Consider the following 23,457-nt stretch of genomic DNA (forward strand, 5'->3'; position numbering starts at 1 on the left):
CGGTGGCCCGGTCACGCGGCGGGATAGTGGCGGGAGCGGCCCGCGGGCGCGGGTGGTGGACGAAAGGGAAATCGCAGGGCCTTCCCGGCGGTACCTGTCGGGTCGGGGATCTGGAACGCACCCGGATGGGCCACGGCGCCCTGCGGCTCGCCGGGCCGGGCGTCCTCGGCCCCCGAAGGACCGTGACGGCGCGCTCGCCGTGCTGCGGGCCGCGGCCGTCGACCTTCGGCATCCGCCACCTCGACACCGCGGACTTCTACGGGCCGCACGTCACGAACGAGCTCATCCGCGAGGCGCTCGCGCCCGCACCCCCGCCGAGCGGCGCGCCGCGGTCCACGACCACCTGCGCCCCCTCCTTCCCGCTCGGCGGGTTCACGCCGCTGCGGTCCGACGCGCTGGGCGCCGTGGCCGGCGAGCTCGGTGCGACACCGATGGCGGTGGCGCTCGCCTGGCTGCCGCAGCGGTCACCGAACATCCTGCTGATCCCCGGCACCTCGTCGGTGGCGCACCTGCGGGAGAACGTCGCCGCCGCGGGCCTGCCCGCCGGCGTCCTGCGCGGCGACGCCGCCGCGCGGCTTCGGACTGGCGCCGCAGCGCCGCTCCGGTGCGCCCCGCTATTCGCGCCGGTAATGCGGCGTCGGGCATTCTCGATTCCCGATTCCACCGCGCTGCGTGGCCGCCTGCTGATTGCTGGGATGTGACGGATGTTTAGGGCGGCAGCGCAGGAACGATGATCCTGCCCGATCGGCGGCATGTCGACTGTGAGATGAATCATGGCCGGATCGGATGACTCTCCGGGGGTCGGTTTCACGGATTGCTTTCCTGCAAAAATCGAACCCCGCGGAAGTGTTGTTCAGTGCCAACCAACGATCTCTTCGACGAGGTCGGCGCGGTCGGCGGTGACCCGGTTGCAGTAGGCGTCCATGTGCGCGGCCATGAGTCGTTCGGCCAGGTTCGCGTCGCCGAGGAGAACGGCCTGGGCTATCGCCGCGTGCGCCGCCATCGTGGTGTGCCGCTCGTGCGGCTCGTTGAAGACCGGGTGCTCGATGCGGGCGAGCGCGATGTCGCGGATGGATTGGCAGACAAGGCCCAGGACTGGATTGCCGGACGCGGCGATGAGCGCGGTGTGGAAGCTGGCCGCCCGGTCGCGATAGGTGTCCTGGTCGCCGTCGGCCGGGCTGCTGGTGACGAACTGCTCCAGCTCACGGACCTGCGCGCGTTCGGGATTGGCGGCGGCGAGCCGGGCCATCAGTGGTTCGAGTGCCGCCTGGCCGCGTAGGAGATGGGCGTACCGGGCCTGGAGGAGGTGAAAGAACAGCGTCTCCGTCCGAGCGAGAAAGGTGCTGCGCGGACCGACGAGCATCGGGCCACCGCCCGGTCCGGGGCGGATCGAGATGAGCCCCTGCACTTCAAGGATTCGCAGTGCCTCGCGTACCGAACCGCGACTGGCGCGGTAGTTTTCGATCATCTCGGCCTCGCTGGGCAGATTCGTGCCCCGGGGCATGCCTGCCAATCCTCGGACGATCTCCCGTGCCAGCCGGATGGGAACCTTCTCGGCGCGCGTCAATCGGGGATCCGGGACGGAGGAGGGGAGGGTACCGGCATGTGAGGGGTGCCCCTTCGCCGCAGTGGTGGTGGCGTCGTCTCGACCGGTCCGAACTGAACCCACGGCCTCCCATGGCGGTGCGCGGTTCGCCCGGGTAATGCGACAGTAGCAGCAACGACATTGTGCCGTTGCCGAGGCAACTATCGTTGTCCGGCGCTTCCGGCACCGCTTTGTCCTGACGCGGACGAGACGCGGGATCGGCGGATGCCCTCGACGGGCACGTTACTGTAGGCTGCTTTCGCTGAGCGGAGCGTACCCGCGGGCTGGGGCGGTGATCATCTCTCGTGTGGTCTGCGCGGCTGCTGGCCATCCGGAGGGCCGCGGACCAGTCAGGAAGGCGGCGCAGGCGGTGCGGACCAGGGTGATCGACTGTCGACACGAGCGAAACGTCGTGCTTGACCATCGTGTTTACCCACTTTTTGGGCGGTGGCCATCCAGACATGGGGGCGGGCGACCGGCGGTAAGCCTACGTTCGGCGCCATGCCTGTGAGTCCAACCAGCGAAGTTGTGGCGTCCGGCGTTCCGGCGCAGATTGCCCGCGACATGTCCATTGCGGAGCAGCACGACTGGCTCCAGACCTTTCTTCGTCGCCGCCCGGTGAGCCGGCGCGGCCTGCTGGTCGGCAGCCTGGCCGGCGCCGGCGCGGCGACACTGGGCACGACGCCGTTCGGCCGGGCCGCCTACGCCGCGAGCACCGAGGCGCCGCTGCTCGTCGGTGGCCGGCACACCGCCTTCGGCGCGGACCCCGCCCGTCAGCTCCGCCTCGCGGGCCAGCTGACGCGTAACCCCGGCCGCGGCCGGATCCTCGTCGACATCGGCCCGACGCGCGCCCTCGGCGGCACCGTGGAGGCCGAGATCCGGCCGCTGCTCTCGCAGGTCCCGCAGGTCGACGGGTCGATCCTGGCGGTCGAGCAGTTCTACGTCCACGCCGCGTTCGACCGGCTCGCCCCGGGCCGGGAGTACTACTACCGCTTCCGTGTCCCCGGCGGCGCCGCGACGCCGCTGCAGGCGGTGCGCACCGGCCACGCGAAGGGCCGTAACGGCGGGTCGTTCCGCTTCACCATGATGGGCGACCACGGCTCGAACTCCACGCCGCCGGGCGACCCCAAGGGCGTCTTCGACGACAACTACTACAAGCCGGACAACGAGCCGACCGTCGCGCACGCCTCCGCGATCACCGCGGCGATCGCCCGCCTCGACCCGGCGTTCCACCTGCTCGCCGGCGACATCTGCTACGCCGACCCGTCCGGCGCCGGCAAGCCGCCGAAGCGCACGACCACCGGCACCCCGCCCGTCGGCTTCGACAACTACGACCCCACCGTGTGGGACGTCTACCTGTCGGACATCGAGCTCAGCGCCGCCCGTACCCCGTGGATGTTCGCCACCGGCAACCACGACATGGAGGCGCTCTACTCGCCGCACGGCTACGGCGGCCACGCCGCCCGCCTCGACCTGCCGACCGACGGCCCCAAGGGCTGCCCGAGCGTCTACTCGTTCGTCTACGGCAACGTCGCGGTCCTCTCGCTGGACGCCAACGACGTCAGCTTCGAGATCAAGGCGAACGCCGGCTACTCCGGCGGCGCGCAGACCTCCTGGGTCGAGCGGACCCTCAAGGCCTACCGCGCCGACCCCGACATCGACTTCATCGTCTGCTTCTTCCACCACTGCGCGTACTCGACGACGTCGCAGCACGCCAGCGACGGCGGCGTCCGCGCCGCGTGGACGGCACTGTTCGACCGCTACCAGGTCGACCTCGTGCTCCAGGGGCACAACCACCTCTACGAGCGCTCCGACCCGATCCGCGGCAACGCGCCCACCCGCGAGGCGCTCGACGGCTCCACGATCGAGCCGGCCAGGGACGGCACGATCTACATCACCGCCGGCAGCGCCGGCCGCCCGCGCTACGCGTTCCAGACGGGCGAGCAGGAGTCCTACCGCGGCAAGATCGTCCCGGCGTCGAACGTCGTGCCCAACAGCTACGTCTGGGCCGCCGACGGCACGAAGACCCCGGAGTCGATCAGCTGGTCGCGGACGCGGTTCGACAACTACGCGTTCGTCGCCGTCGAGTCGGCACCCGGCCGCCCCGGCGGCGCGTCGACGCTGACCATCCGCGGCGTCGACGAGCACGGCACCGAGTTCGACCGCGTCACCCTGAGCCGCCCCGTTCCGAAGCGCCACTGAGGTTGCTCCACGTTCCACCGGCCGGTGGGTGACGGTGAGTGTCACCCACCGGCCGGGCACGGACCCGCTGGCACAACCCCGACACGCGGTGACATCCTGTCCCGGTGACGTCGGGGGACGATACGGGTGTACCCGCACGCCGGGTGTTCGTCAGCTACACCCAGGACGACGTGGGCTGGGCGCGCTGGATCGCCTGGCAGCTGGCCGCCGAGGGCTGGCAGGTCGACCTGCAGGACTGGCATTCCGTGCCGGGCACGAACTTCGTCGCCTGGATGGACGCCTGCCTCGCCGCCGCCGACCACGTCCTGCTGCTGCTCTCCCCGGCCTACCTGCGCTCCACCTGGGCCGCCAGCGAATGGCAGGCCCGCTACGCGCCGCGTCGGCGCACGCTCGTCCCGGTGCGGGTGAAGCTGTGCGAACCGGTCGGACTGCTCGGGCCGCTGGTCCGCGTCGACCTGTACGACCAGGACGAGGACGGCGCCGCCCAGGCCCTGCTGCGCGGCCTGCGCGGCGCCCGCGACGGCCACCTCGTCCCCACCGACCAGCCCCCGTTCCCACGGGCGACACCGGCCTCGTCGCCGCCGGCTTTCCCCGGCCTGGACGCGGAGACGTTCACCGGCTGGGTCCGCGACGCCTGCCGCGACCGGTGGCCGGGCGCCGCCGTGCGCCTGATGCCGCCGGCCCACGCCGGCGAGCCGCGCTACCTGGAGGTCAGCGGCGAACTCGACGGGGAACGCGCCGTCTGGCCGGTCGGCCTGTGCCCCGGGCGGGTGGACGCGGACCTCGTCGAGGCGTTCCGCACCGGCGTCCACGCCCGCTACGACGCCCGCGGCCAGTACGTCGACTCCTACCTCGTGCACGGCGCCGGGCTGGGCGTGCCGGAGCTGCGCCGCCGCGCCCACCGCGGCGGGATCCGGCTGCGCGGCCTCGCCGAGTTCGAGGGCCGCTGGGATCCCCACGGCTACGTCCTGCGCCAGGTGAGCCGGCTGGGCTCGGACGGGCGCTACCCGCCGTCGCTGTACGTCCCGCAGCGCTACGTCCTGCTCGACGATCCTGGCGAGCAGGCGCCGACCGACGACGCGTTCACGGCGATGCTCGACTGGCTGGACACCGAGTCGGCGCGGTTCCTGCTGGTCCTGGGCGACTTCGGCCACGGCAAGAGCTTCCTGCTGCGCGAACTGGCCCGCCGGCTGCCCGAGGAGCTGCCCCGCCTGGTGCCGATGCTGGTGGAACTGCGGGCCCTGGAGAAGAGCCACGACGTCGCGGACCTGCTCGCCCTGCACCTGTCGAAGGTCCGCGAGCCGGAGCCGCGGGTGCCGGCGGTGCTGCGCATGCTGGACCGCGGGCGGGTCGTGCTGCTCTTCGACGGCTTCGACGAACTCGCCCAGCGGGTCACCTTCGACCGGGCCGCCGAGCACCTGCGGATGATCCTCGACGCGGTGTCGGGCAGCGCCAAGATCGTGCTGACCAGCCGCGCCCAGCACTTCGCCTCCGACGACCAGTGGCGCACCGCGTTCGGCGAGCGGGTGCGCCAGCTCGCCGGCAGCCGCCAGATCCGCCTCCTCGACTTCGACGCCAGCCAGATCCGTGACTACCTCGTCCGCCTGTTCGCCCTCGCCGAGCCCGACCGGGCCGCCGCCGAGCGCCGGGCGGACGAGCGGCTGCGCCTCATCCACGACCTGCGCGACCTCGTCGACCTGTCCACCAACCCGCGGATGCTGTCGTTCATCGCCGAGCTGCCCGAGGCCGACCTGCGCGCCGCCCGCGCCGCCGACGGCACGCTGAGCTCGGCGGACCTGTACGCGACGCTGGTCGGCCGGTGGCTGCGTTTCGAGGCCGACCGGCGCCGGGTCACCCCCGGCTCCCACCAGAGCCTTGATGAGGCGCAGCTGCGCACCGCCGTGGACGCCCTGGCCATGGCCCTGTGGGAGAGCGACACCGATGCTGTTGACCAGAGCGAACTGACCGAGACGGTGCGCACCACGCTGACCGACCTCAGCGAACGGCGGATGAGCGTCGCGGAAGCGGCGTTCGCGGTCGGCTCCAGCAGTCTGCTGCGCCGCGGCGACGACGACCGCTTCGCCTTCACCCACCGCTCGATCATGGAGTACCTGGTCGCCGCCACCATCGCCGCGCACTTCTCCGAGGGCCGCACCGACACATCGACACCACTACATGATCGTCCACTGACCGAGCTGATGATCGATTTCCTGGTCGGCCTGGCGGACCCGGAACAGTTGCGATCCTGGGCCCGCGACGCGCTGCGCCACCACGACGAGGCCATCGTCGAGGGGGAGGAAGACGGTGACGACTGGGAGATGCCCCTTCCCCGGCTGTTGCGCGGATCCGTCCAGGCGGCGCGGGACAACGCCCTCGCGCTTGGCCACCGCCTCGGTTTCCCGCTGGGCGCCGTCCACCTCGAAGGCCAGGACCTGCGCGGGCGGGACCTGTCCGGCGACGACCTGCGCTACGCCGACCTGCGCGGGGTGAACCTCGCCGGCCAGCGACTGCACGGCATCGACCTCACCGGCGCCGACCTGCGCGGCGCCGACCTGCGCGACGCCTGGCTCGTCCGCCCGGTGCTCACCGGCGCGCGCCTCGCCGACAGCCGGTGGGACCGCGCCGTGCTCCTCGAACCCGTCCTCGACGACGACCAGCGCGACGCACCCGAACTCGCCACGGCCATCCTCGGCGGCCGCGACGAGCCACGGGCGGAGGTGCGGGGCTGGGCCGACCTCGACGGCGACCCGGTTCTCGCCTTCTCCGCCGACGAGACGATGCTCGCCGTCGCGGCCGGCGCCACCGTCGCGCTGTTCGACGTGCCGAGGCTGGACCCCCGGGGCGAGGTGCGCCACGAGGTCGCCGTCCGCGCGCTGGCCTTCACCGGCGCCGACCAGCTGGCCGTGGTCGGCGTGGACGACGAGGCGGTCGTGCGCGAGCTGCGTACCGGCCAGGTCGTGCACCGCTGGCCGATCGGCGCGGGCGCCGCGGTCAGCGCCACCTTCGCCGCGGACGGGGCCTGCCTGGCCGTGGCCACGCGGGGCGAGGTGACGGTGTACGAGGTGGCCGCGGGTCGCCCGCGCGTGGTCTGGACGCCGCCTTTCCGCGCGGCGGGCCCACCTGTGTTCTCCCCACGCGGCGACCTGCTCGCCATCCGCGATCACCATGGCCAGCTGTGGATACATCACGGCACGAGCGGACAGCTGATCAGCTGTGTCTCCTCGAACGCCGACCCGCGGGACCGGTGGGCGTTCCTGCCCGAGGGCAGCCTCGTCTCGATCAGCCCGGAGCGTTCCTTGCGAGTGTGGAGCGTCGCGACCGGTCAGCAGATGGCCCAGACATACCTGCCGCCCGACGGGGTGCTCGGGGTCCCGACGAGCTGGCGGTTCAACCCGGCGGACACGTTCCGGGGGTTGATCGTTCACAAAGTGGAGAGCGCGCTCCGGCAGCTACAGGCCGAGCAGTCCGCAGCGAGGTACGCGATCTCGCCCCACGGTCGCTGGTTCGCGACCGCTGTGCGCCACGGCTGGATCCGGCTGGAGACCATGCCCGGCGGGCAGGAGGTCCTGCGGGCGGCGGACCGGGCCAGCCAGCGCTTCACCGTGGACGGGGCGGCGGTGGTGACCGTGCGGAACACCGCCACGCGGTGCTTCGTCGACGTACGGCTCGTGCGCACCGGCCACCAGGTCTCCGTCCTGCCTGGCCGCGACCTGCCCACCGCCACCCTGGCCGACCCGCTATCACCCGCGGTGGCGCTGGCCGTGTCGGCGGACGGGCTGCTGGCCGTGCGGGACCTTCCCGGCCGCGGCGGTCCGGGCGCGGTCACCGTCCTGCGGGTGCTGCCGCGTGGCTGGCCGGAGCTGCCGGTGCACGGGCATCCGCTGGACATGGACCTGGACAGTGCCCTGAACGTCGAGATGCCGGGCGGCGTCACCGCGGCGGCGTTCTCCCCGGACGGGCGGACGCTGGTGCTCGGCGGCGCCCGCGGTGAGATCAGCGTCGTCGATCTGGCGTCGCGGCGCCGTCAGATCCCCACGGGCATGGCCGGTGCGGATGACGACGTCCACAGCGGAGTGCGCGCCCTCGCCTTCGCGCCGGGCGGCGCGGCCGTCACCGGTATCGAGGGGACCAGCCTGAGCACCTGGCTGCTGAGCACCGGGCGCCTGCTGGTCGAGTGGCAGCTCGCGTTCGACGCGACGATCGCGTCCTACTCCCCGACGGGACACCTGCTCGCCGTGGCGGGGCGCGGCATCAGCCTGCTGCGTCTCGGAGCCGGTGCGCCCGGTGCGCCCGAGGCACTCGAGGCCCCCGATGAGCTGGAGATCACGGCGGTCGTGTTCGCGCCGCACGAGCGGCTGCTCGCGGCCGCCGGCCGGGAACAAGGCCGGCATCGGCTGTGGCTGTGGGACGTCCTCACGGGCCGCCGGGCCGCTGGCCTGGAGGTGTCGGCGCCCGTGTGCGATCTTGCCTTCTCACCGGGCGGGGGAGAGGTACTGGCTGCCGCCTGCGTCGATGGAACCCAGCGCTACTTTGACGTGGACTCGCTGGTGCCGGCGGCCACGGTGGTGCCCTTCGACGACGGCGGCCACGCGGTGCTGCTGCCCGACGGTTCCCATCGGATCGTCGGCGATCCGGGCGGCGCCGTGCGGTGGACGGCGCGGGGCCGGGAGTTCACCCTCCACGAACTCAACCTGCTGCTCGCGCCGGGCCGCCGGCTGGGAGCCGGTGACAGGATCCCGGCCCTGGCGGCCTTTCCCGCTCCCGAACCCGACGCGAGTTCCTGGGCTCACCCGCCCGGCCGTACGGACGACGAGCCCGACGCGGGCTCCTGGCTTCGCCTGCTCGGCCGTCGCCGTCGATGAGCGGCGCTGGCGGCACGCCCGGCTGTCAGGACCAGGCCGGGCAGGACAGGGCCCGTCAGGACAGGGCCCGTCAGGACAGGGCCCGTCAGGACAGGGCCCGTCAGGACCGTGCCCGTGTTCTGCACGGCGGTGGGCCGGCCGTGCAGCCCGTGTTCGGCCAGCGTGCGCCCGTGGGCGCGGGGCCGGGCGGGCGGGGGCCGCGAGCCCGCCGCGCATCGCGGGCTGGCGGGCGGGGGCGAGGCGGGTGTGGGCGGCGCGGACGACGGCGGTGGGAGCACCCTCGACGCTCGACGGTGCGGGGGCCACGTCAGGAACCCCCCGTCGCGGCGTGGGTCGCCCCGCTGCCGCTCCACACCGTCGACCCGGCGGGACTCCACGTCCCCGGGCTGGCGGCGTCCGAGGTACCGGTGGAACCGGTGGTCGTCGTGGCCGCCGGGGCGGTGTGTTCCTGGGCCGGCATGCCGAAGCCGATCATGCCGGCGGCCGCGATGGCGGCCAGTCCGGCCGTGACGGGACCGACCCGCCGTGGTCCCTGCTCTCGTGTGGCCACCGGCAACCTCCCACCGTCGGCGCCCCGGAACGGAGCGGATGATGACCGCAGTGGGAGCCGCGGCTGTGGGGTGGCTGTGAGCTGGCGTTGCGTCGGCCAGGTACAGCGCGCCGCGGGCCGGCGGCCGGGCGGGGGTCAGGCCCAGAAGGTCGGCGCCGCGGCGTCGATCTCGCGGGCGGACTGTTCGTAGCCGGCGGCCACGGGCGCCAGCACGTCGGTGCCCAGCCGGCGGATGACCTCGGCGTTGAGCCGGGCCCGGGCGGCCACGACCAGGGCGAAGGCCGCCGGGTCACCGTCGTGGCCGTAGGCGTCGAGCAGCAGCCGCAGCCGCCGGGGCCGATCGTCGACGTCGGTGAGACCGGCGCCCGCCACCGCGCCCGGGGTCAGCAGCGGCACCCAGGTCAGCGCGGTGAACGCCAGGTCGAGCTCGCGCGAGGACGGGCCGGCGGCCGGGGTCCACGGCCCGGTTCCCCGGCGCACCGTGTCACCCACCCGCACCCCGCCGACGTGACGCCCGCCCGGCAGGGGCAGCTCGGTTTCGAGATCGTCAACCATGAGTGAGGTGTAGCCGTGCGGGCCGCCGGCGACAACCGGATATCGCGCGGGTGAGGTGGCCGTCGCCGTGCCGCGCGGAATGTCGGACCCCGGTGGCACGCTGGTTCCAGCACCGGGACACCACGGGCGGAGGATGCGGATGGGCAGCGGGAACCGGTCGGCCGGCCTCGAGTCGGTGGACTGTGCGGAGACCTTCATCGCGGTGGCCGAGGACTGTCCGGTCGAGGCGGGGACGGAGCCACCGCGTCATCCTGAGCGCCCGTCGATCGCCGCCCGGACCTACGAGATGATCGCCGCGCAGCCCTACCGGTTCACGTCGGCGGACGTGCTGTTCGGCGTGTTCGCCGATCGCACGGGCATCCCGGCGCCGGAGCGGGTCGCCGCCCGCGCCGCCTTCTTCGCGCGCGGCCAGGCGTGCCTGCGAGCCAGCGATCTCGGCCGGCGTTACGGCTGGGGGCTGCACGCCGACGCCGCCGGCCGCCTCGCGCTCTACGGCCGGGAGACACCCGAGTACGCCGCGTTCCTCGCCGGTCGGCCCCCGGCGGGCGCCGAGGGCGCGGGGCCGGTCCAGGTCGTCCGGGCGATGCGGCGCAGCCGCGCGGGCAGACCCGCCGGGCGGGGGGGGGGGGGGGCCCCGCGGGGGGGGGGGGGCGCGGGGGCCGGCGCCGGGTGTCCCGGCGGGAACGTGGACCACCTCCGGCAGCACGGTGAACAGCGGCGTGGTGACGGCGGGATCGTGCCGGTAGGAGGCGCACAGGATCCTGGTCCGCGCCGGTCCGGGCCCGACGTCGAGGCGACCGCCGGCGGCGAGCGCGGCCTTCGACGCGGCGTGGTCGAACGGCTCCAGCGGGCCCGCCGGATCACCGGCCAGCCCGTGTTCGGACCCGGTGGGCAGGAGGACGACGTCGCCGGGCATGAGCCGCAGCGGGGGTTGGCCGGGCAGGCGCAGCCAGGCGGTGCCGGCGGTGACGGCGTGGAAGGCCGCCGCGGAGATCTGGAACAGCCGCAACCCCCACGGATCGCCGGCGTGGACCGTGGCCGCGACGGTTCCGCGCACCCCGGCGACGCTCAGCACGTCGGCGAGCAGATCCATTGTCGAAGCCTACCGATGGGCTCATGATGCACCGAGCCGTGAGACGAACAGACAAGTTTCTGAGACTTTCTGTCATCGATTGATGCTCTGACGCGCCATACGGTTGCCCCACCGAACATTTCGACCGGAAGGCGACCCATGAACGTCAAAGGCAGCACCGCCCTGGTGACCGGCGCGAACCGGGGCCTCGGCGCCCGCCTGGTCGACCAGCTCCTCGACGCCGGCGCCAGCAAGGTCTACGTCACCGCCCGGGACCCCCGTGACGTCGCCTCGACCGTGAGCGCCGACCCGCGGGTGAGCGTCCTCGCACTGGATGTCACCGACCGGGCGAGCGTGGACGCCGCGGCCACACTCGCGACCGACGTCACTCTGCTGGTCAACAACGCCGGGGTGCTCGGGTTCGGCAGCGCCCTCGAGGGCGATCTGGACCTTTTCCAGCGTGACATGGTGACGAACCAGATCGGCCTGCTGCGGGTGAGCCGGGCCTTCGTCCCGATTCTGACGGCAAACGCTCCTGGCGCGATCGTCAACGTGCTGACCCTGATCGCGCTGGCGCCGGTGGCGGGAATGGCGGGGTACTGCGCGTCGAAGGCCGCGGCGCATTCCGTCACCCAGTCCCTGCGGGCGGAACTGCGCGGCCGGGACATCGAGGTCGTCGGGGCCTACCCGGGCGGCATCGACACCGACATGCTTGCCGGTGTCGATGCGGAGAAGGCCGCCCCGGAGGTCGTCGCCGCACGGATCGTCGCCGGTGTCGCCGCCGGACAGACGGTCATCTGGCCCGATGACGCCTCCGCCGGCGCGGGCTCGGTCTACCTCGGCGACCCGACGGGACTCGAACGCATGCTCGCGGGCTGACCGGACGCCGCCCGGTTCACTCCGCGGGTGCCGGCAGCGTCGTCACCCGCAGCGGCCACAGCAGCGTCCGGTGAGGCCGTGCGGCGGTAGACATACCACAGAAGATCGAAGACCAGCAGCGTCGCGACGGCCTGAACACCCAGTGGCAGCCGGGCCAGGGTCCGAAACCGTCCTGGCTCACCAGTGCGCCGGCGGCGAGGACGCCGACGGTCTCGGCGAGGCGGCGCGTGATTCCGCAGTGCTTGCCCGTCAGCTGCTCGTGCTTTTCGACGGCGTCAAGGCGCGCGGCCTGAGTGGCAACTCCGGCCAGCCGGGCAGGGACGCCAGATCAGTGGCTGGAACCCTCCTTGCGACGGCATCCTGAGTCGGCGCGGCGGATCTGTGTTCGCACAGTGGTTCACGCGGCGAGGGGCGGCCTCAGGCGTTCAGCCCGGCGATCACCACGTCGATTGCGCGGCTGATGGTGCGAGGTGTCGTCGGCGTGGTGGCACAGGCCTGGGCGAGTCCGCGGAGCAGGAGGTAGACCTCGTCAGCCCCGACGTCGCGGCGGACTGCTCCTGACCGCGCCGCGCGGTCCATCAGGTCCTCGACGGTCGCGCGCAGCGTGTCCGCGCCCTGCCGGACGCTCGGCGGGAACTGTCCGTCGGGCATCTGGGCGGCGAGGGTCAGCTTCGTCGCCCCGCCCTCGACCATGGTTCGCAGCAGATCTCGGAACGCCTGCCCCGCGTCGGCGCGGGCGGCCAGGGCGCAGGCTCGCTCGTTGAGCAGGTCGAAGTGGCGGACCAGGGCCGCCTCGATGAGATCGGCCTTCGTGGGGAAGTGGCGGAACACGGTCGCGATGCCGACCTCGGCGCGGCGCGCGACGTCCTCGGTGGAGCCGGCCGCGCCGTGCTCGCCGAACACCGCCTCGGCGGCGGCCAGGATGCGTTCGCGGTTGGCGACGGCGTTTTTTCGCACGGCTGCCTCCCATCGGGTCCGCCTGGTAAACGAAGTCTGGACTTCGCTACCGTAGGGGAGTCGCCACTTCGTTTTGGAGGCTCGATGCTACCGACACCTGACCCGGCCGACGTCGTTCGCATGGTCACCGCTGGCGTGAGCCGGCTGGTTTCCGATGATCTCGCTCCGGACGAGCGCGAGCGCCAGCTTGACGCACTCGCCGGCCTGTACGGCGAGCGGACGGACGTCCGGCATCCGTTCGCGCCGTTGGGTGGTCGACCGATGCGCACCCGCGCCGAGCTGCGCCAGCACTTCGCCGGGTCAGCCGGACGAGTAGCCGGCGTTCGGTCGTTCGCGCCGACGGACCTCGTCGTGCACCGGACGGTGGATCCCGAGGTGGTCGTCGCGGAGTTCTCCTACGCCGGAACGGCCGACCGCGGCGAGTTCGCCGTGCCCTGCGTACTCGTGATCCGCGTCCGTGACGGGCAGATCGTCGAGTCCCGCGACTATGCCGACCACATCGGAATGGCCCGAGCGCTGGGTCGGCTCGAGCCGCTGGCACGGGTGCTCGTGGACGACACCATGCGCGCACCTGTCAGCCCGAACAAGGCTCAGACGAGTCGGAACCTGGCGCTGCGGATGCATGCGGCGTTCAACGCGCTCGACCTGCCGGCGGTCGACGAGGTCTTCGCCGACGACTTCTACAGCCATCCGCTTCAGTCCCGCGGTCCCGGCATGGTCAAAGAACGATGGCTCGCCATGCGCACAGCCGCACCGGACCTGCGCACGGAGATTGTCGACCTGTTTGCCGAGGACGACTGCGCGATGATCCGTTCCAGGCTGACCGACGACTCCGGCGAACTCATCGAGGTCATCCGTGTCGCCGACGGACGGATCGCGGAACTGTGGGGCGCCCGCACCAGTCCCGTCGGGACATGATCCCGCAGGGGCCCGGCACGCCCGTGAGAGGCAGACGAGCCAGCGCCTACGAATGGCCGCCGGGAACCACTGTTCCCGTTTCGTAGGCGATGACGACGAGCTGAGCCCGATCCCGCGCGTGTAGCTTGGTCAGTAGGCGGCCGATGTGTGTCTTGACGGTGGCCACGCTGACGTACAACGTCTCGGCGATCTCCGTGTTGGACTGTCCGGAGGCGACTTTCACGAGGACCTCCAGCTCACGTTCGGTCAGCGTGGCGCGGAGGTCCGTCCGGACTGCCAGGGGCCGCGGCTGACGCGCGAACTCGGCGATGAGCCGCCGGGTGACGGTGGGTGTCAGTAGCGCGTCTCCGCTGGCCACGATCCTGATCGCGGCGAGGAGGTCCTCCGGCGGAGTGTCCTTGAGGATGAAGCCGCCGGCGCCACCGCGGAGCGCCTCGAAGACGTGCTCGTCCTGGTCGAACGTCGTCACCACCAGAATGCGCGGAGCCGGGCCCTCGGACGCGATGACCCGGGTGGACTCCAGGCCGTCCATGATCGGCATGCGGATGTCCATGAGCACGACGTCGGGCCGGAGCTGTCTGGTCAGGCGCACGGCCTCCACGCCGTTGCCGGCCTCGGCCACCACCATCAGATCGCGTGCCGATTCGACCAGCGCCCGGAAACCGGCTCGGACGAGCGCCTCGTCGTCGGCGATGAGTACACGGATCTGAGCGTGCTGGCCCGGCGAACCGGCTCGTCCGTCCTCTGTCATTGAGCGTGACCCGCCACTTCATCAGCCATTTCCTGAGCGCCGGAGTCATCCGCTGGGAAACGGGCTACAACGGCGAATCCGCCCTCGTCCCGTGGCGCGGCGGTGAGCGTCCCGCCGAACAGCTCGGCCCGCTCACGCATCCCGATCAGACCGAGCCCCCCGCCCTGTCCGCTGAGCCGCCGCACCCCCGATTGGACGTCGCTGCCGGGGCCCGGGTCCGCCTGCTGGTCGACCCGGCCGTCGTCGACGATGCTCAGGACCAGTTCCTGGTGACCGTGGTGGACCTCGACCTGTGCGCTGGTGGCGTGGGCGTGCTTCACCACGTTGGTCAGCGCCTCCTGCACGATGCGATACGCCGAGGTTTCCAGGACCGGGAGGTAGTCACGAGGCTGGCCGGTGGCACGGTAGGAAACCCGGAGGCCGTCGTGGCGCAGGCCGGTGACCATTGGTTCCAGGTCACGTAGTGTCGGCCCCCCGATCCGCTTGGAACCACCGAGCGAGGTCGGGTCCGGTGCCGCCCGTCCGGCCTCGGTTCGAGTCTGGCGCAGGACGTGACGCACCTCGTCGAGGGCCGACCGGCTGGTGGTCTCGATCGCGATCAGAGCGTCCCGCGCCTCCGCCGGCCGCTCGTCGAGCAGCAGCCGAGCCACCCCCGAGCGGACAGCAATCATGCTCAACGTGTGCGAGACCACATCGTGCACATCCCGGGACACCTGCAGCCGTTCCTCCGCTCTGATGCGGCGCTCCCGTTCGGCGGCCTCGCGTCGGCTCTCCCACGCGAGGCGACGCCGGTAGTCGCGCCGGACGTGCAGGGCGTCGCCCAGCAGCGAGGCGGGCGCGGCGATCAGGACCTGGACGAGATCCTGATCCTGGTCGGGATGCAGCGGCATCGCGGTCGCGGCGGCCGCGGCCACCGCAACCATGGCCGCGCCGCACCAGAGCAGCGAGGTGCGCCGCGGGCACCGGTCGGCGACGGCGAAGAAGGCGAGGGGCATCGCGGGCCCGGCGTTGCTCACGAACGGCGTGAAGCGCACCCCGAGCAGGGCTGCGGAGCACTCGACCGCCGAGACGCCGACGAGTGCCGCGAGCGGCCACCGCCGGCGCATGATCAGCGGTGCCACGGCCAGGGCGCCAAACAGCACGACGTGCGTTGTCGACCCGTACGTGGCCGGCCCCGAGCCGATGGCCACGCCCACCGCGCCCGGCAGGGTGAACGCGGCGAACGAGACCGCGGCGAGCACGACATCCACCGGACCAACCCGGCTCTGCCGACCCGGCCGCCGGCCCAGCACGCGGCTGAACGGGGAGACTCGGGTCGAGTCGGCGGATCGCGGCGTGGGCGCCGGTGTCCCGTTCACCATGAGGGTGACGGTAGACGCGCAGTTCGGTCCTCGGCGTCAGTCTGGAGTCGGACCGCCGTGGTCATCCCCGGGTCGGATCGAACGGCTGACATGGGTCCGCGGGCGGAGCCGAAGTAGCGCCCGTGGCCGGACGACGGTTTGCGCCACAGGCTCGACATTGGTTCTCATGAAATCGACCGCCAGATTCTCGACGTCGTCCGCCGGAACGCCGATCCGCTCCGTCGCCCGGCAGTTGTCCCTGCCGCTCGTGGGGTTGTGCGTGGTTATGCTGGTCGCGGGCATTGCGTCCGGTGGCCTCAGCTACCGTCACCGGTCACCGGTTCGGGAAGGACACAGCGCGGGCACCGCCGCCTGGTGGCCGCACCTGGGCGTGCTCGTCCTGTGCGTGGTGTTTCTCGGTGGGGCCTGGCTGCGCTGTCGGCGGGTCCGCCCGACCGGTGACGGCCGGCTGTTTCTGCTGATGCCCCTCGGCAGGTCGGCGGCCCGCCGCCTGCGGCGCACGATGTCGGCCGCTCGACGCCGGCCGGCCGTGCTCGTGCGGCTCGCCGCCGCGGTGCTTCCGGCCGCGCTGCTGCTGTATTCCTGCTGGCGCGTCGGTGACCAGGTTCTCGGCGGCCTGGACCCGAACTTCACCGTCAACGCCTGGGGAGGTCCGACCTACCTGGGCGCCATGGCCTGCCACTACCTCGACGCTGTGGCGATGGCCATCCCGGCGGTCTGGCTCCTCGACCGACTGCTGCTTCCCGACGGACCCACCCCGAATCGCCGGCGCGGCCGGGACCGCCGGCAGTCCGGCTCCGCCACGGGTCAGGTGGGGCGTCAGGAATGGGCGCGCAGGGCTCGGGCGTACCACTCCCAGGTGTCGATGATATCGGTGGGCGCCTGAGCGGGGGCCCAGCCGTTGATGATGCCGACCAGGGTCCAGTAGCGGCCGACCCGGCGGTCGGTGAAGGCGTCTATGCGGTCGGCGATAGCGGTGCGGTTCTCCGGCGGGGCCGGGCTGAGTGATGCGAGACGCTCGACCACGGTCAGGGCTTCGAGGGAGGCCGGGTCGACACCGGCGCGGGCGGCGGGACCGGCGATCTCGCCGACGGCCTTGCCGACGTCGAACTGCGCCACGTCCGGCTCCGGGCCTTCGGTGCGGGCCCGTTCGGCCATCCTGCGGCTGGTGGCGATGAAGTCGGGATCGCGCAGCAACTCGACGATCTCCACCCAGGCCGCGACCTGTTCCGGGGTGGGGTCCTCGGGCAGTTCGGGCGCGCCCATGGACAGCTTGTCGGCGACGGTGCTGGGGCTGTCGCCGAAGACCGCGTCGAGGTAGTCGTCGACGATCCGTCGGCGTTCCTCGGCGGTCTGGTTGGTCAGGTCGGTCATGCGTCCCAGCTCCTCGGGGTCGGTGGATCCGGTGAAGGCGCGCAGCACCGCGCGCTGCAGCCGCAGCACGCGAATCTGGGCCTCGAGGGCGCGTACGTGCTCGGCGGCCACTTCGGCCAGGGATGCTTCGGCACCGAGCACCCGCCTGATGTCATCCAGGCCGACGCCGAGCTCGCGCAGTGTGCGGACCAGCCGTGCCCGGGCCACGGCGTCCGGCCCGAACAGCCGGTACCCCGACGTCGAGCGTCCCTCGGCGGGCAGCACGCCGGCGTCGGCGTAGAACCGCAACGTCCGTACCGAGAGCCCGGTGCTCGCCGCCAGCTGGCCGATCAGCATGGAGCGATCCTCAGGCCTCCACCGAGTGGAGAGTCAATCCGGCCTCCTCAGCCGGGGGTCTTCAGCCCGTTGCCGGGTTGGATCAGCGGGTCGTGGAGTGGGTGAACGTGGCCCGGTAGGCACTGGGGTGAGGCCGATCCGCTTCGCCAGGTGCTGGCGCAGCGAGTCGGTCGTCGCCAGGCCGCTGAGGCGGGCCACCTGCGTCATCGGCAGGTCGGTGGTCTCGAGGAGCGTCGTAGTCGACGCGGACGAGGTGCAGGCACAGATCGATGCCGGCGGCCAGGCCGGCGGAGGTGAGCACATTGCCTTCCTCGACATAGAGGACATCGGGGCGCAGGTCCACGGTCGGGAAGCGGGCGGTGAACTCCGCGGACCGGGCCCAGTAGGTGGTGGCGGTTCGGCCGTCCAGCAGACCAGCCTGGGCCAGGACGAACGCACCGGTGAGATGGACGCGACCCGTTCTCCCGCGGCTGATGCCCCGCGCAGCGCGTCGAGTACGCGCGGGTCGATGCCGTCGCGGGCGCGACGGTAGTGGTGCCGGCCTGGGAATTTAAGGGACGTGACCGGTTCCGGCCATGACGTTGACCGGGTGGGGTGGCGTTGTCCGAAGAGTGGCAGCCATGCCAGTCCGGTAAAACGGTGACCGGAGAGCTGCTGGTTCCGCCGGTGAGTGAATCACCGAGTGCTCTCGGTCAGAGTGTGCCGAATCCTTGTTGGAGCCGGGCCAGGGCGTTGTCGACCGCAGCGCCCGGGTCTCGATCCGGAGAGGTCGCCGAGGGTCGCCTGAACGCGTCGAGCTGAGTGATCATCATGATGCCGATGATGGCGCCGCTGACCGCGACGATGTCAGGGTCGTCCGCGTTGCGTCCGGCGCGTTCCGCCACAGCAAGGGTGAATTCGTGCGCGGCGGACGTCAGGTGGTCCAGGTGCGCCGCGCGGACTTCGGGTATCGCGGCGATGAGGTCGTTGCGGTGCTGCTCCAGGGCGCGCTGCTCCGCACTCAGGGTGGCGTAGCCGGCGCGCAGCGCCTCGCGGAAGGCCGTGATGACGCCCTCGCCTGCCGGGCGGGCGCGGAACTGGGCCAACATGTCGTAATCGGCGGCGTCCCACAGGACCATGTCGGGCTTCGTCGGGAAATGGCGGAAACAGGTCCGCGTGGCGACCCCGACCTCTTCGGCAATCATGCTGACCGTGGTTTCGGTGTACCCACGCTCGGCGAACAGCCGCAGGGCGGTCGACTGGATTGCCTGCCTGAGTGCGAGAGTCTGCGTCTGACTCCACGATGGCCGGTCCGGCGACAACTACTCGTTCCCTTCGACGACGGTGCCAACGCGTGCTGCGTCGATCATTGCCACCCCACCCGCCGGGCTGACCGTCGACGGCAGCGGAGCGCCATCGGTAGCGCTGGCCGTTTCGCCGGCCGCGCCGTCATCGCCACCGGCGACGGCCAGCGAGGCGGTGGTCGCCCGGCGTGGGAACAGTGCCAGCGCCAGAAGCGCCCCGGTGAACGCTATCCCGCCGCAGACGAGCAGGGCGGTGTCGAGGCCGTCGACGAACGCCGAGCGGACGTCGGCCAGCAGGGCTGGTGAGTGGAGCCGGTCGGCCAGCGCGGTGCCGTCGAAGACCCCGCCGCGTGCGGCACCGGCCTGGGCCGGGGTGAGTCCGGTCATCGCCGGGCTGAGGTCGAGGTGGGAGCGGTAACTGGCGAGTGCGGTGGTGCCGAGCACGGCGGCGCCGAACGGGCTGCCGGCGTCCTGCAACGCCTGGATGAGGGCCGAGGCGACACCGGCCCGGGCAACGGGGATACGCCCGAGCGCGGCGGCGGTGGCCGTGGCGAGGACCACGCCGATCCCGGCACCGGTGATCGAGGTCCAGCTGGACACGAACCCGAATCCGCTGCCCGGGCTCGTCTCGGATCCGAGTACCAGGCCGGCGCCGAGCGCCGCGAAGCCGCCGACGAGCACCACCTTCGCGCCGATCGTCCTGGTGAGTGCCTCGGCCCCGATCGCGCCGACGGCGAGCCCGCCGAGCAGCGGGAAGAGCCGCAGGCCGGAGCCGATGGAGTCCACGCCGAGCACGGCCTGGAAGTACTGCGGCAGGGTGAACAGCACCCCGATCATCGTCAACGAGCACAGGAAGGCCAGGACCGTGCCCCAGACGTAGTCGGGGATGCGGAACAGGCCGACATCGACGAGCGGCTCCCACGGGGAAGTCGACGCCGACGACGCGGGCAGGGCGCGGGTGAGACGGCGCTGCCAGAGGGCGAAGACGAGCACCAGCAGGGCGCCGGCCAGCAGCGCGGCGATCACGACGGCCGAACCCCAGCCACGCGTGCCCGCCTCGGCGAATCCGTAGACCAGCCCGGCCAGTCCGGCACCGAACAGCGTCATTCCCACGAGATCGAGCCGTCCCCGGCGCGGCGCGCGGGACTCCGGCACCAGCGTCACCACCGCGACCAGCGCGATGACCACGACCGGCATGTTGATCAGAAAGACCCAGCCCCACCAGAACCGGTCGAGCAGCCAGCCGCCCAGGATCGGCCCGGTCGGCAGGGCCAGGAAGTTCACGCCCGCCCACACGCCGACCGCCCGGGAACGCTCCTCCTCGGCGAACATCACCGTGACCGCCGACATGGCCATCACGACGATCCCGGCCCCGGCGACACCGCCCACCGCGCGTGCGGCGATGAACATGGCCGCCGAACCCGACCAGGCAGCCCAGGCCGAGGCGGCCCCGAAGGCGGTGAGCGAGGCGAGCATCACCCGGCGCCGCCCGTACCGGTCACCCAGCGATCCCAATGGCAGCATCGCCGCGGCCCAGGTCAGCAGATACGCCGAGGAGAACCACACCAGATCCGTGGCCGAAGCATGCAGCTGCGGCGCCAGCGTCGGCAACGCCACCGCCAGCACTGTCCCGTCCACGCCGACGGCGAAGACCGCCACCGCGACGCCGGCCAACGCCCACCACTTCCGATCCATCACGACCACCCCTGTCATCTAACGCGCATCTGTCAGTGAGTGACAGTAACACCGTGGATGACATTCGTGCAGAGGATGACCAGGGACCGCTGTACCCAGCTTCATCCGGAAGGGCGACGGCCGAACACCGCCGCCCAGACACGCGCGTTCCTGCGTGATCGTCCGCGTGTCGGTCGCACCATGCCCGCGGGACCCGTGGTTGGTGTGGTCTTACTGCCGGACCGCTGGACCTCCTCAGCGGCCGAGTTGCCGGCGGGCGAGCGAGACGAGTTCGGCGTTGGTGTGGGCGTGGCCGTCGATGCCCCAGCCGCCGTCCGGCGCCATCGGGCCGCCCGCGTCGGGACGGGTGATCATTGTGATGTCGATGACGGCGCCGCTGACCGCGATGGCATCGGGGTTGTCCGCTTGACCACCTCGCGCGACACCTGCACACGGAGCTCTTCAATCCCAGCGAGTGCGCCAGCAACTACGAGTTCTGCTACCTGACCACCGGGAAGCTGCCCCCGGAGGGCACCGTCTGCCCGCAGAGCGTGCGACCGTTCTGAGCGGCAGAATGCGTCCCGCCGTGGGTCTACCAGGAGACCGGTCCGCCGGCGTCCATGAACATGCCGGAGTCGGCGTGCGCGGGGAGCGTCGCCGCGGTCACCACGACCTGCGCACCCTGCTCGGGCGTCAGCGGTGCCTGCTGCCTGTTCATCGGGGTCAACTCTGTCCGCACAAAACCCGGGCACACGGTCGTGACTTTTATCGGAGTTCCCTTGAGGCTCTTTGCCAACTCGACGGTAAGGCTGTTCAGTGCGGCCTTCGAGCTCCGGTACGCCGGTAGGAGCATCGAGTAGTACGGGGAAAGCGGGTTGTTCTGATCGGTGAGTGAGCCCATCGTGGAGGACACGTTGACGATCCGACCGGCGTCGCTCCGCCGTAGCAGTGGCAGGAAGATCTCGACAACCGTGACCACGCCGAACACGTTGGTCTCAAACGTCCGCCGGAAGATGCCCGGGTCGACGAACTCATGCTCACCGTCGTCCGTCGCCTCGGGCAGAATGCCCGCGTTGTTCACCAGGACGTCAAGCCGACCGTACCGGTTCTGGATGGCGGTCGCGGCGGTTCGCACGGTTGACGGACTGGTGACGTCAAGGTGGACCCAGTCCGCCTTGCCGGGTCCTTCGCCCAACGCCTCGACAGCCGCACCGGCACCCGCTTCCTGGCGCGCGCCGATGACGACGGTGGCACCTGTTCGGATCAGCGATCTGGCCGCAGCGAACCCCAGCCCCCGGTTGCCGCCGGTAATGAGAACAATGCTCGGCATTCTTGTCTCCTCTGTCCTGCGCCATCTTTCGTTTCGAAACTAGCGTCGCCTCCTCGCCGAGCGCTGGCGGAAATGCGACATCGTGTTCCTGGGGGGGGGCTCGTCCCGCCAGGTGCCGCCGACTCGAACACCCGGGTCGGCCGCGCCCTCGCCGCGTCGGTGGCCGGAGTGACAGGCACGATCCCTCGTGGGAGGGACGCCGCGGTCACCCTCGCGGTGACGGCCGCGACCGTCCTTTCCGCCGTCGCCCTCCGCGAGCCTGGTGGATCACCGGCTGGCGATCCTCGTGTCGGTTCCGGTCCGTAGCGGCGGCACGCCCCCATCCGGAACGGTTGGTGCTGCTGATCGAAATGATGCTGGACCGGCGGGTGTCGGAAGGGGCAGACGCTCCGGGGCGCGTCGCGAGCCGCCAGGCTGTCGGGCGTCGTAGATCGCTGTTGACGGACCGATCATCGCGTCCGCCGATATCCGACTTCGGGCATTGCCTCGTGCTGGCCCAGACGAGCTGGTTATTCGAGTTGTTCAACGCATTTTTCGACACAAGGAGACGTCTTCGTCCACTCTGTGGCCGAAGAAAAACCGACATGGGTCGTCCCGCTGGGCCCGAGCCGACCGGGACAGCACATCGAAGTCCGGGTGCAGACTGGAGCCAGACCTTCCGGCTGGTTGTGCTGCCGACGCTATGACGCGCCGGTGCGCACCAGCTATGTGACATGTGGTCGGTTTGCGTGGACACTGCAGAGCGCCTGAAGCGCTTCGCATACCTCCTTCTTCGGAGCGGCATTATGGTACTTTCTGCGCCGGTCCAGACAGGTGATTCTGCGGGTCGGAATGCCTAGTTGGAGTCTTCGGGAGGAAGCAGAAAATCTGCGTGTCCGCGCCGGCGCGCTCGCCGGACGCATTCGTTCGCACGCCCATCGAGCTAGATTGCGTTTGCGGCCAGGGAAAGCCGCAAATCCTAGAATGGTGGTCAAATGAAAAATGTAATGGGGCGGTGCGCCGCTCTCGCCACGATGTCCGGTGTGGCCGTAGTGGTGGCGCTGGGTCCGGGAGCTGTCGCGGCTCACGCCTCGGTCGTCACCGATGGCCCCGGCGGGGTTGTCAGTACTTCGGACCCGTCCGGGGAAGACGCATCGTCGTTCTCGGACTCCGGGCCGTCCTGGAGCTCGGATGAGCAGCCGACTGACGAGGACAACTACAGACGGTATCCAGATGGCAAGAAGCTCGACATCAAGAAGAAGAAGGACACCATCAAGGTCGAGAGTGTGACCTGGTTCGAGAAGAACAAGAACAAGAACAAGAACGACGATCACCAGGGCTGGGGCGATAACTGGCCGGCCGAGGAGGAGCAGACCGAGGGTGACGCAGGTCATTCGGACCTCGTGGCGGGAGACCCGTGGCTCGGCCAGTCGGACCCCAGGCACAAGAAGCAGGACATCAAGAAGAAGAAGGTGACAATCCAGGCCCAGCGTGTGATCTGGTTCGAGAACAAGGACCACGACAAGGGCAAGGACCACGACAAGGGCAAGGACCACGACAAGGGCAAGGACCACGACAAGTGGGATGACAACGGCTCGGACTGGTTCGGGGACGGCGGGCCGGTGGATGATGACTCCGCGCCGGTCGACTGGCGATGACGTGGTAGCTGCCGGACCTCCTGGGTCAGGACCGCGGCAGTGTCTGGCAGTCAGTTAGGCGGGTGTCCGGGTGGTGATCGTGGGGGGGGGGGCGCCCGCCGGCCCCCCCCCGGGGCCCCCCCCGCCGGCCC

Annotated in this window: 18 protein-coding genes and 2 pseudogenes; 8 read left to right on the top strand and 12 right to left on the bottom strand. The window is 71.3% G+C overall.

Annotated features, from left to right (window positions below; all coding sequences use genetic code 11):
* Positions 1–125: 125 nt before the first annotated feature.
* Entirely contained in the window at positions 126–701 is a 576-nt protein-coding gene (locus MXD60_RS15315) for an aldo/keto reductase (RefSeq protein WP_283098406.1), read from the top strand.
* 152 nt (positions 702–853) lie between these two features.
* Here the strand turns inward: MXD60_RS15315 and MXD60_RS15320 are convergent, their stop codons facing one another.
* Complete coding sequence (locus tag MXD60_RS15320; RefSeq protein WP_248819737.1) at positions 854–1,504, bottom strand: FadR/GntR family transcriptional regulator; 651 nt, start codon at positions 1,502–1,504, stop codon at positions 854–856.
* Between the two features lie 645 nt (positions 1,505–2,149).
* Here MXD60_RS15320 and MXD60_RS15325 point away from each other — a divergent pair.
* Both MXD60_RS15325 and MXD60_RS29405 read left to right on the top strand, forming a co-directional pair.
* Complete coding sequence (locus MXD60_RS15325) at positions 2,150–3,787, top strand: metallophosphoesterase (protein ID WP_248819738.1); 1,638 nt, start codon at positions 2,150–2,152, stop codon at positions 3,785–3,787.
* Positions 3,788–3,891: 104 nt separating this feature from the next.
* Complete coding sequence (locus MXD60_RS29405) at positions 3,892–8,649, top strand: TIR domain-containing protein (RefSeq protein ID WP_248819739.1); 4,758 nt, start codon at positions 3,892–3,894, stop codon at positions 8,647–8,649.
* Positions 8,650–8,956: 307 nt separating this feature from the next.
* On the opposite strand, the gene MXD60_RS15335 is transcribed toward MXD60_RS29405, so the two are convergent.
* Together MXD60_RS15335 and MXD60_RS15340 are read right to left on the bottom strand one after the other, a co-directional pair.
* Positions 8,957–9,199, bottom strand: coding sequence for a hypothetical protein (locus MXD60_RS15335; protein ID WP_248819740.1), 243 nt, complete (start codon positions 9,197–9,199; stop codon positions 8,957–8,959).
* A gap of 135 nt (positions 9,200–9,334) precedes the next feature.
* Positions 9,335–9,853, bottom strand: coding sequence for a hypothetical protein (locus MXD60_RS15340; RefSeq protein ID WP_248819741.1), 519 nt, complete (start codon positions 9,851–9,853; stop codon positions 9,335–9,337).
* Positions 9,854–9,893: 40 nt separating this feature from the next.
* On the opposite strand from MXD60_RS15340, the pseudogene MXD60_RS15345 reads away from it, so the two are divergent.
* Positions 9,894–10,271 (top strand): annotated as a pseudogene (locus MXD60_RS15345) (DUF6157 family protein); the annotation flags it as partial.
* 138 nt (positions 10,272–10,409) lie between these two features.
* Here MXD60_RS15345 and MXD60_RS15350 read toward each other — a convergent pair.
* A pseudogene (locus MXD60_RS15350) lies at positions 10,410–10,847 on the bottom strand (cupin domain-containing protein); the annotation flags it as partial.
* Between the two features lie 138 nt (positions 10,848–10,985).
* On the opposite strand from MXD60_RS15350, the gene MXD60_RS15355 reads away from it, so the two are divergent.
* Positions 10,986–11,705 carry an SDR family NAD(P)-dependent oxidoreductase gene (locus tag MXD60_RS15355; protein ID WP_248819742.1) on the top strand — a complete coding sequence of 240 codons (720 nt, stop codon included), beginning with the start codon at positions 10,986–10,988 and terminating at the stop codon, positions 11,703–11,705.
* Between the two features lie 417 nt (positions 11,706–12,122).
* On the opposite strand, the gene MXD60_RS15360 is transcribed toward MXD60_RS15355, so the two are convergent.
* Complete coding sequence (locus MXD60_RS15360) at positions 12,123–12,662, bottom strand: TetR/AcrR family transcriptional regulator (protein ID WP_248819743.1); 540 nt, start codon at positions 12,660–12,662, stop codon at positions 12,123–12,125.
* Positions 12,663–12,746: 84 nt separating this feature from the next.
* Here MXD60_RS15360 and MXD60_RS15365 point away from each other — a divergent pair, with 84 nt between their 5' ends.
* Positions 12,747–13,580, top strand: coding sequence for a nuclear transport factor 2 family protein (locus tag MXD60_RS15365; protein WP_248819744.1), 834 nt, complete (start codon positions 12,747–12,749; stop codon positions 13,578–13,580).
* Positions 13,581–13,626: 46 nt separating this feature from the next.
* On the opposite strand, the gene MXD60_RS15370 is transcribed toward MXD60_RS15365, so the two are convergent.
* Complete coding sequence (locus MXD60_RS15370) at positions 13,627–14,331, bottom strand: response regulator (protein ID WP_248819745.1); 705 nt, start codon at positions 14,329–14,331, stop codon at positions 13,627–13,629.
* Entirely contained in the window at positions 14,328–15,581 is a 1,254-nt protein-coding gene (locus tag MXD60_RS29410) for a sensor histidine kinase (protein WP_248819746.1), read from the bottom strand. The genes MXD60_RS15370 and MXD60_RS29410 overlap by 4 nt, the downstream gene beginning before the upstream one ends.
* A 277-nt stretch (positions 15,582–15,858) precedes the next feature.
* Between MXD60_RS29410 and MXD60_RS15380 the strand changes: the two genes are divergently transcribed.
* Positions 15,859–16,578: a hypothetical protein gene (locus MXD60_RS15380; RefSeq protein WP_248819747.1), complete on the top strand. Its 720-nt coding sequence runs from the start codon at positions 15,859–15,861 to the stop codon at positions 16,576–16,578.
* On the opposite strand, the gene MXD60_RS15385 is transcribed toward MXD60_RS15380, so the two are convergent.
* The 5 genes from MXD60_RS15385 to MXD60_RS15405 all read right to left on the bottom strand — a co-directional run bounded on the left by MXD60_RS15385 (position 16,512) and on the right by MXD60_RS15405 (position 21,689).
* Complete coding sequence (locus MXD60_RS15385; protein ID WP_248819748.1) at positions 16,512–17,402, bottom strand: MerR family transcriptional regulator; 891 nt, start codon at positions 17,400–17,402, stop codon at positions 16,512–16,514. The two genes, MXD60_RS15380 and MXD60_RS15385, sit on opposite strands and share 67 nt — an antisense overlap.
* A gap of 82 nt (positions 17,403–17,484) precedes the next feature.
* A complete protein-coding gene (locus MXD60_RS30345; RefSeq protein WP_308222496.1) occupies positions 17,485–17,952 on the bottom strand; it encodes a DJ-1/PfpI family protein in 468 nt (155 codons plus the stop codon).
* 142 nt (positions 17,953–18,094) lie between these two features.
* Entirely contained in the window at positions 18,095–18,703 is a 609-nt protein-coding gene (locus MXD60_RS15395) for a TetR/AcrR family transcriptional regulator (protein ID WP_248819749.1), read from the bottom strand.
* The gene (locus tag MXD60_RS15400; protein ID WP_248819750.1) at positions 18,704–20,398 is read right to left on the bottom strand and encodes an MFS transporter; all 1,695 of its coding nucleotides are present in this window, start codon (positions 20,396–20,398) and stop codon (positions 18,704–18,706) included.
* Between the two features lie 553 nt (positions 20,399–20,951).
* The gene (locus MXD60_RS15405) at positions 20,952–21,689 is read right to left on the bottom strand and encodes an SDR family NAD(P)-dependent oxidoreductase (RefSeq protein WP_248819751.1); all 738 of its coding nucleotides are present in this window, start codon (positions 21,687–21,689) and stop codon (positions 20,952–20,954) included.
* Between the two features lie 1,022 nt (positions 21,690–22,711).
* Between MXD60_RS15405 and MXD60_RS15410 the strand changes: the two genes are divergently transcribed.
* Positions 22,712–23,326: a hypothetical protein gene (locus tag MXD60_RS15410; RefSeq protein WP_248819752.1), complete on the top strand. Its 615-nt coding sequence runs from the start codon at positions 22,712–22,714 to the stop codon at positions 23,324–23,326.
* Positions 23,327–23,457: the final 131 nt, after the last annotated feature.

This window comes from Frankia sp. AgB32 (assembly GCF_023243045.1).
Lineage (GTDB): Bacteria > Actinomycetota > Actinomycetes > Frankiales > Frankiaceae > Frankia.

Coding starts and splice junctions, on each gene's coding strand:
- MXD60_RS15365 (WP_248819744.1), top strand. CDS start 12,747: ATGCTACCGACACCTGACCCGGCCGACGTCGTTCGCATGGTCACCGCT.
- MXD60_RS15355 (WP_248819742.1), top strand. CDS start 10,986: ATGAACGTCAAAGGCAGCACCGCCCTGGTGACCGGCGCGAACCGGGGC.
- MXD60_RS15315 (WP_283098406.1), top strand. CDS start 126: ATGGGCCACGGCGCCCTGCGGCTCGCCGGGCCGGGCGTCCTCGGCCCC.
- MXD60_RS15405 (WP_248819751.1), bottom strand. CDS start 21,689: ATGCCGAGCATTGTTCTCATTACCGGCGGCAACCGGGGGCTGGGGTTC.
- MXD60_RS15320 (WP_248819737.1), bottom strand. CDS start 1,504: ATGCCCCGGGGCACGAATCTGCCCAGCGAGGCCGAGATGATCGAAAAC.
- MXD60_RS15385 (WP_248819748.1), bottom strand. CDS start 17,402: ATGCTGATCGGCCAGCTGGCGGCGAGCACCGGGCTCTCGGTACGGACG.
- MXD60_RS15370 (WP_248819745.1), bottom strand. CDS start 14,331: ATGACAGAGGACGGACGAGCCGGTTCGCCGGGCCAGCACGCTCAGATC.
- MXD60_RS15400 (WP_248819750.1), bottom strand. CDS start 20,398: ATGACAGGGGTGGTCGTGATGGATCGGAAGTGGTGGGCGTTGGCCGGC.
- MXD60_RS15325 (WP_248819738.1), top strand. CDS start 2,150: ATGTCCATTGCGGAGCAGCACGACTGGCTCCAGACCTTTCTTCGTCGC.
- MXD60_RS15380 (WP_248819747.1), top strand. CDS start 15,859: ATGAAATCGACCGCCAGATTCTCGACGTCGTCCGCCGGAACGCCGATC.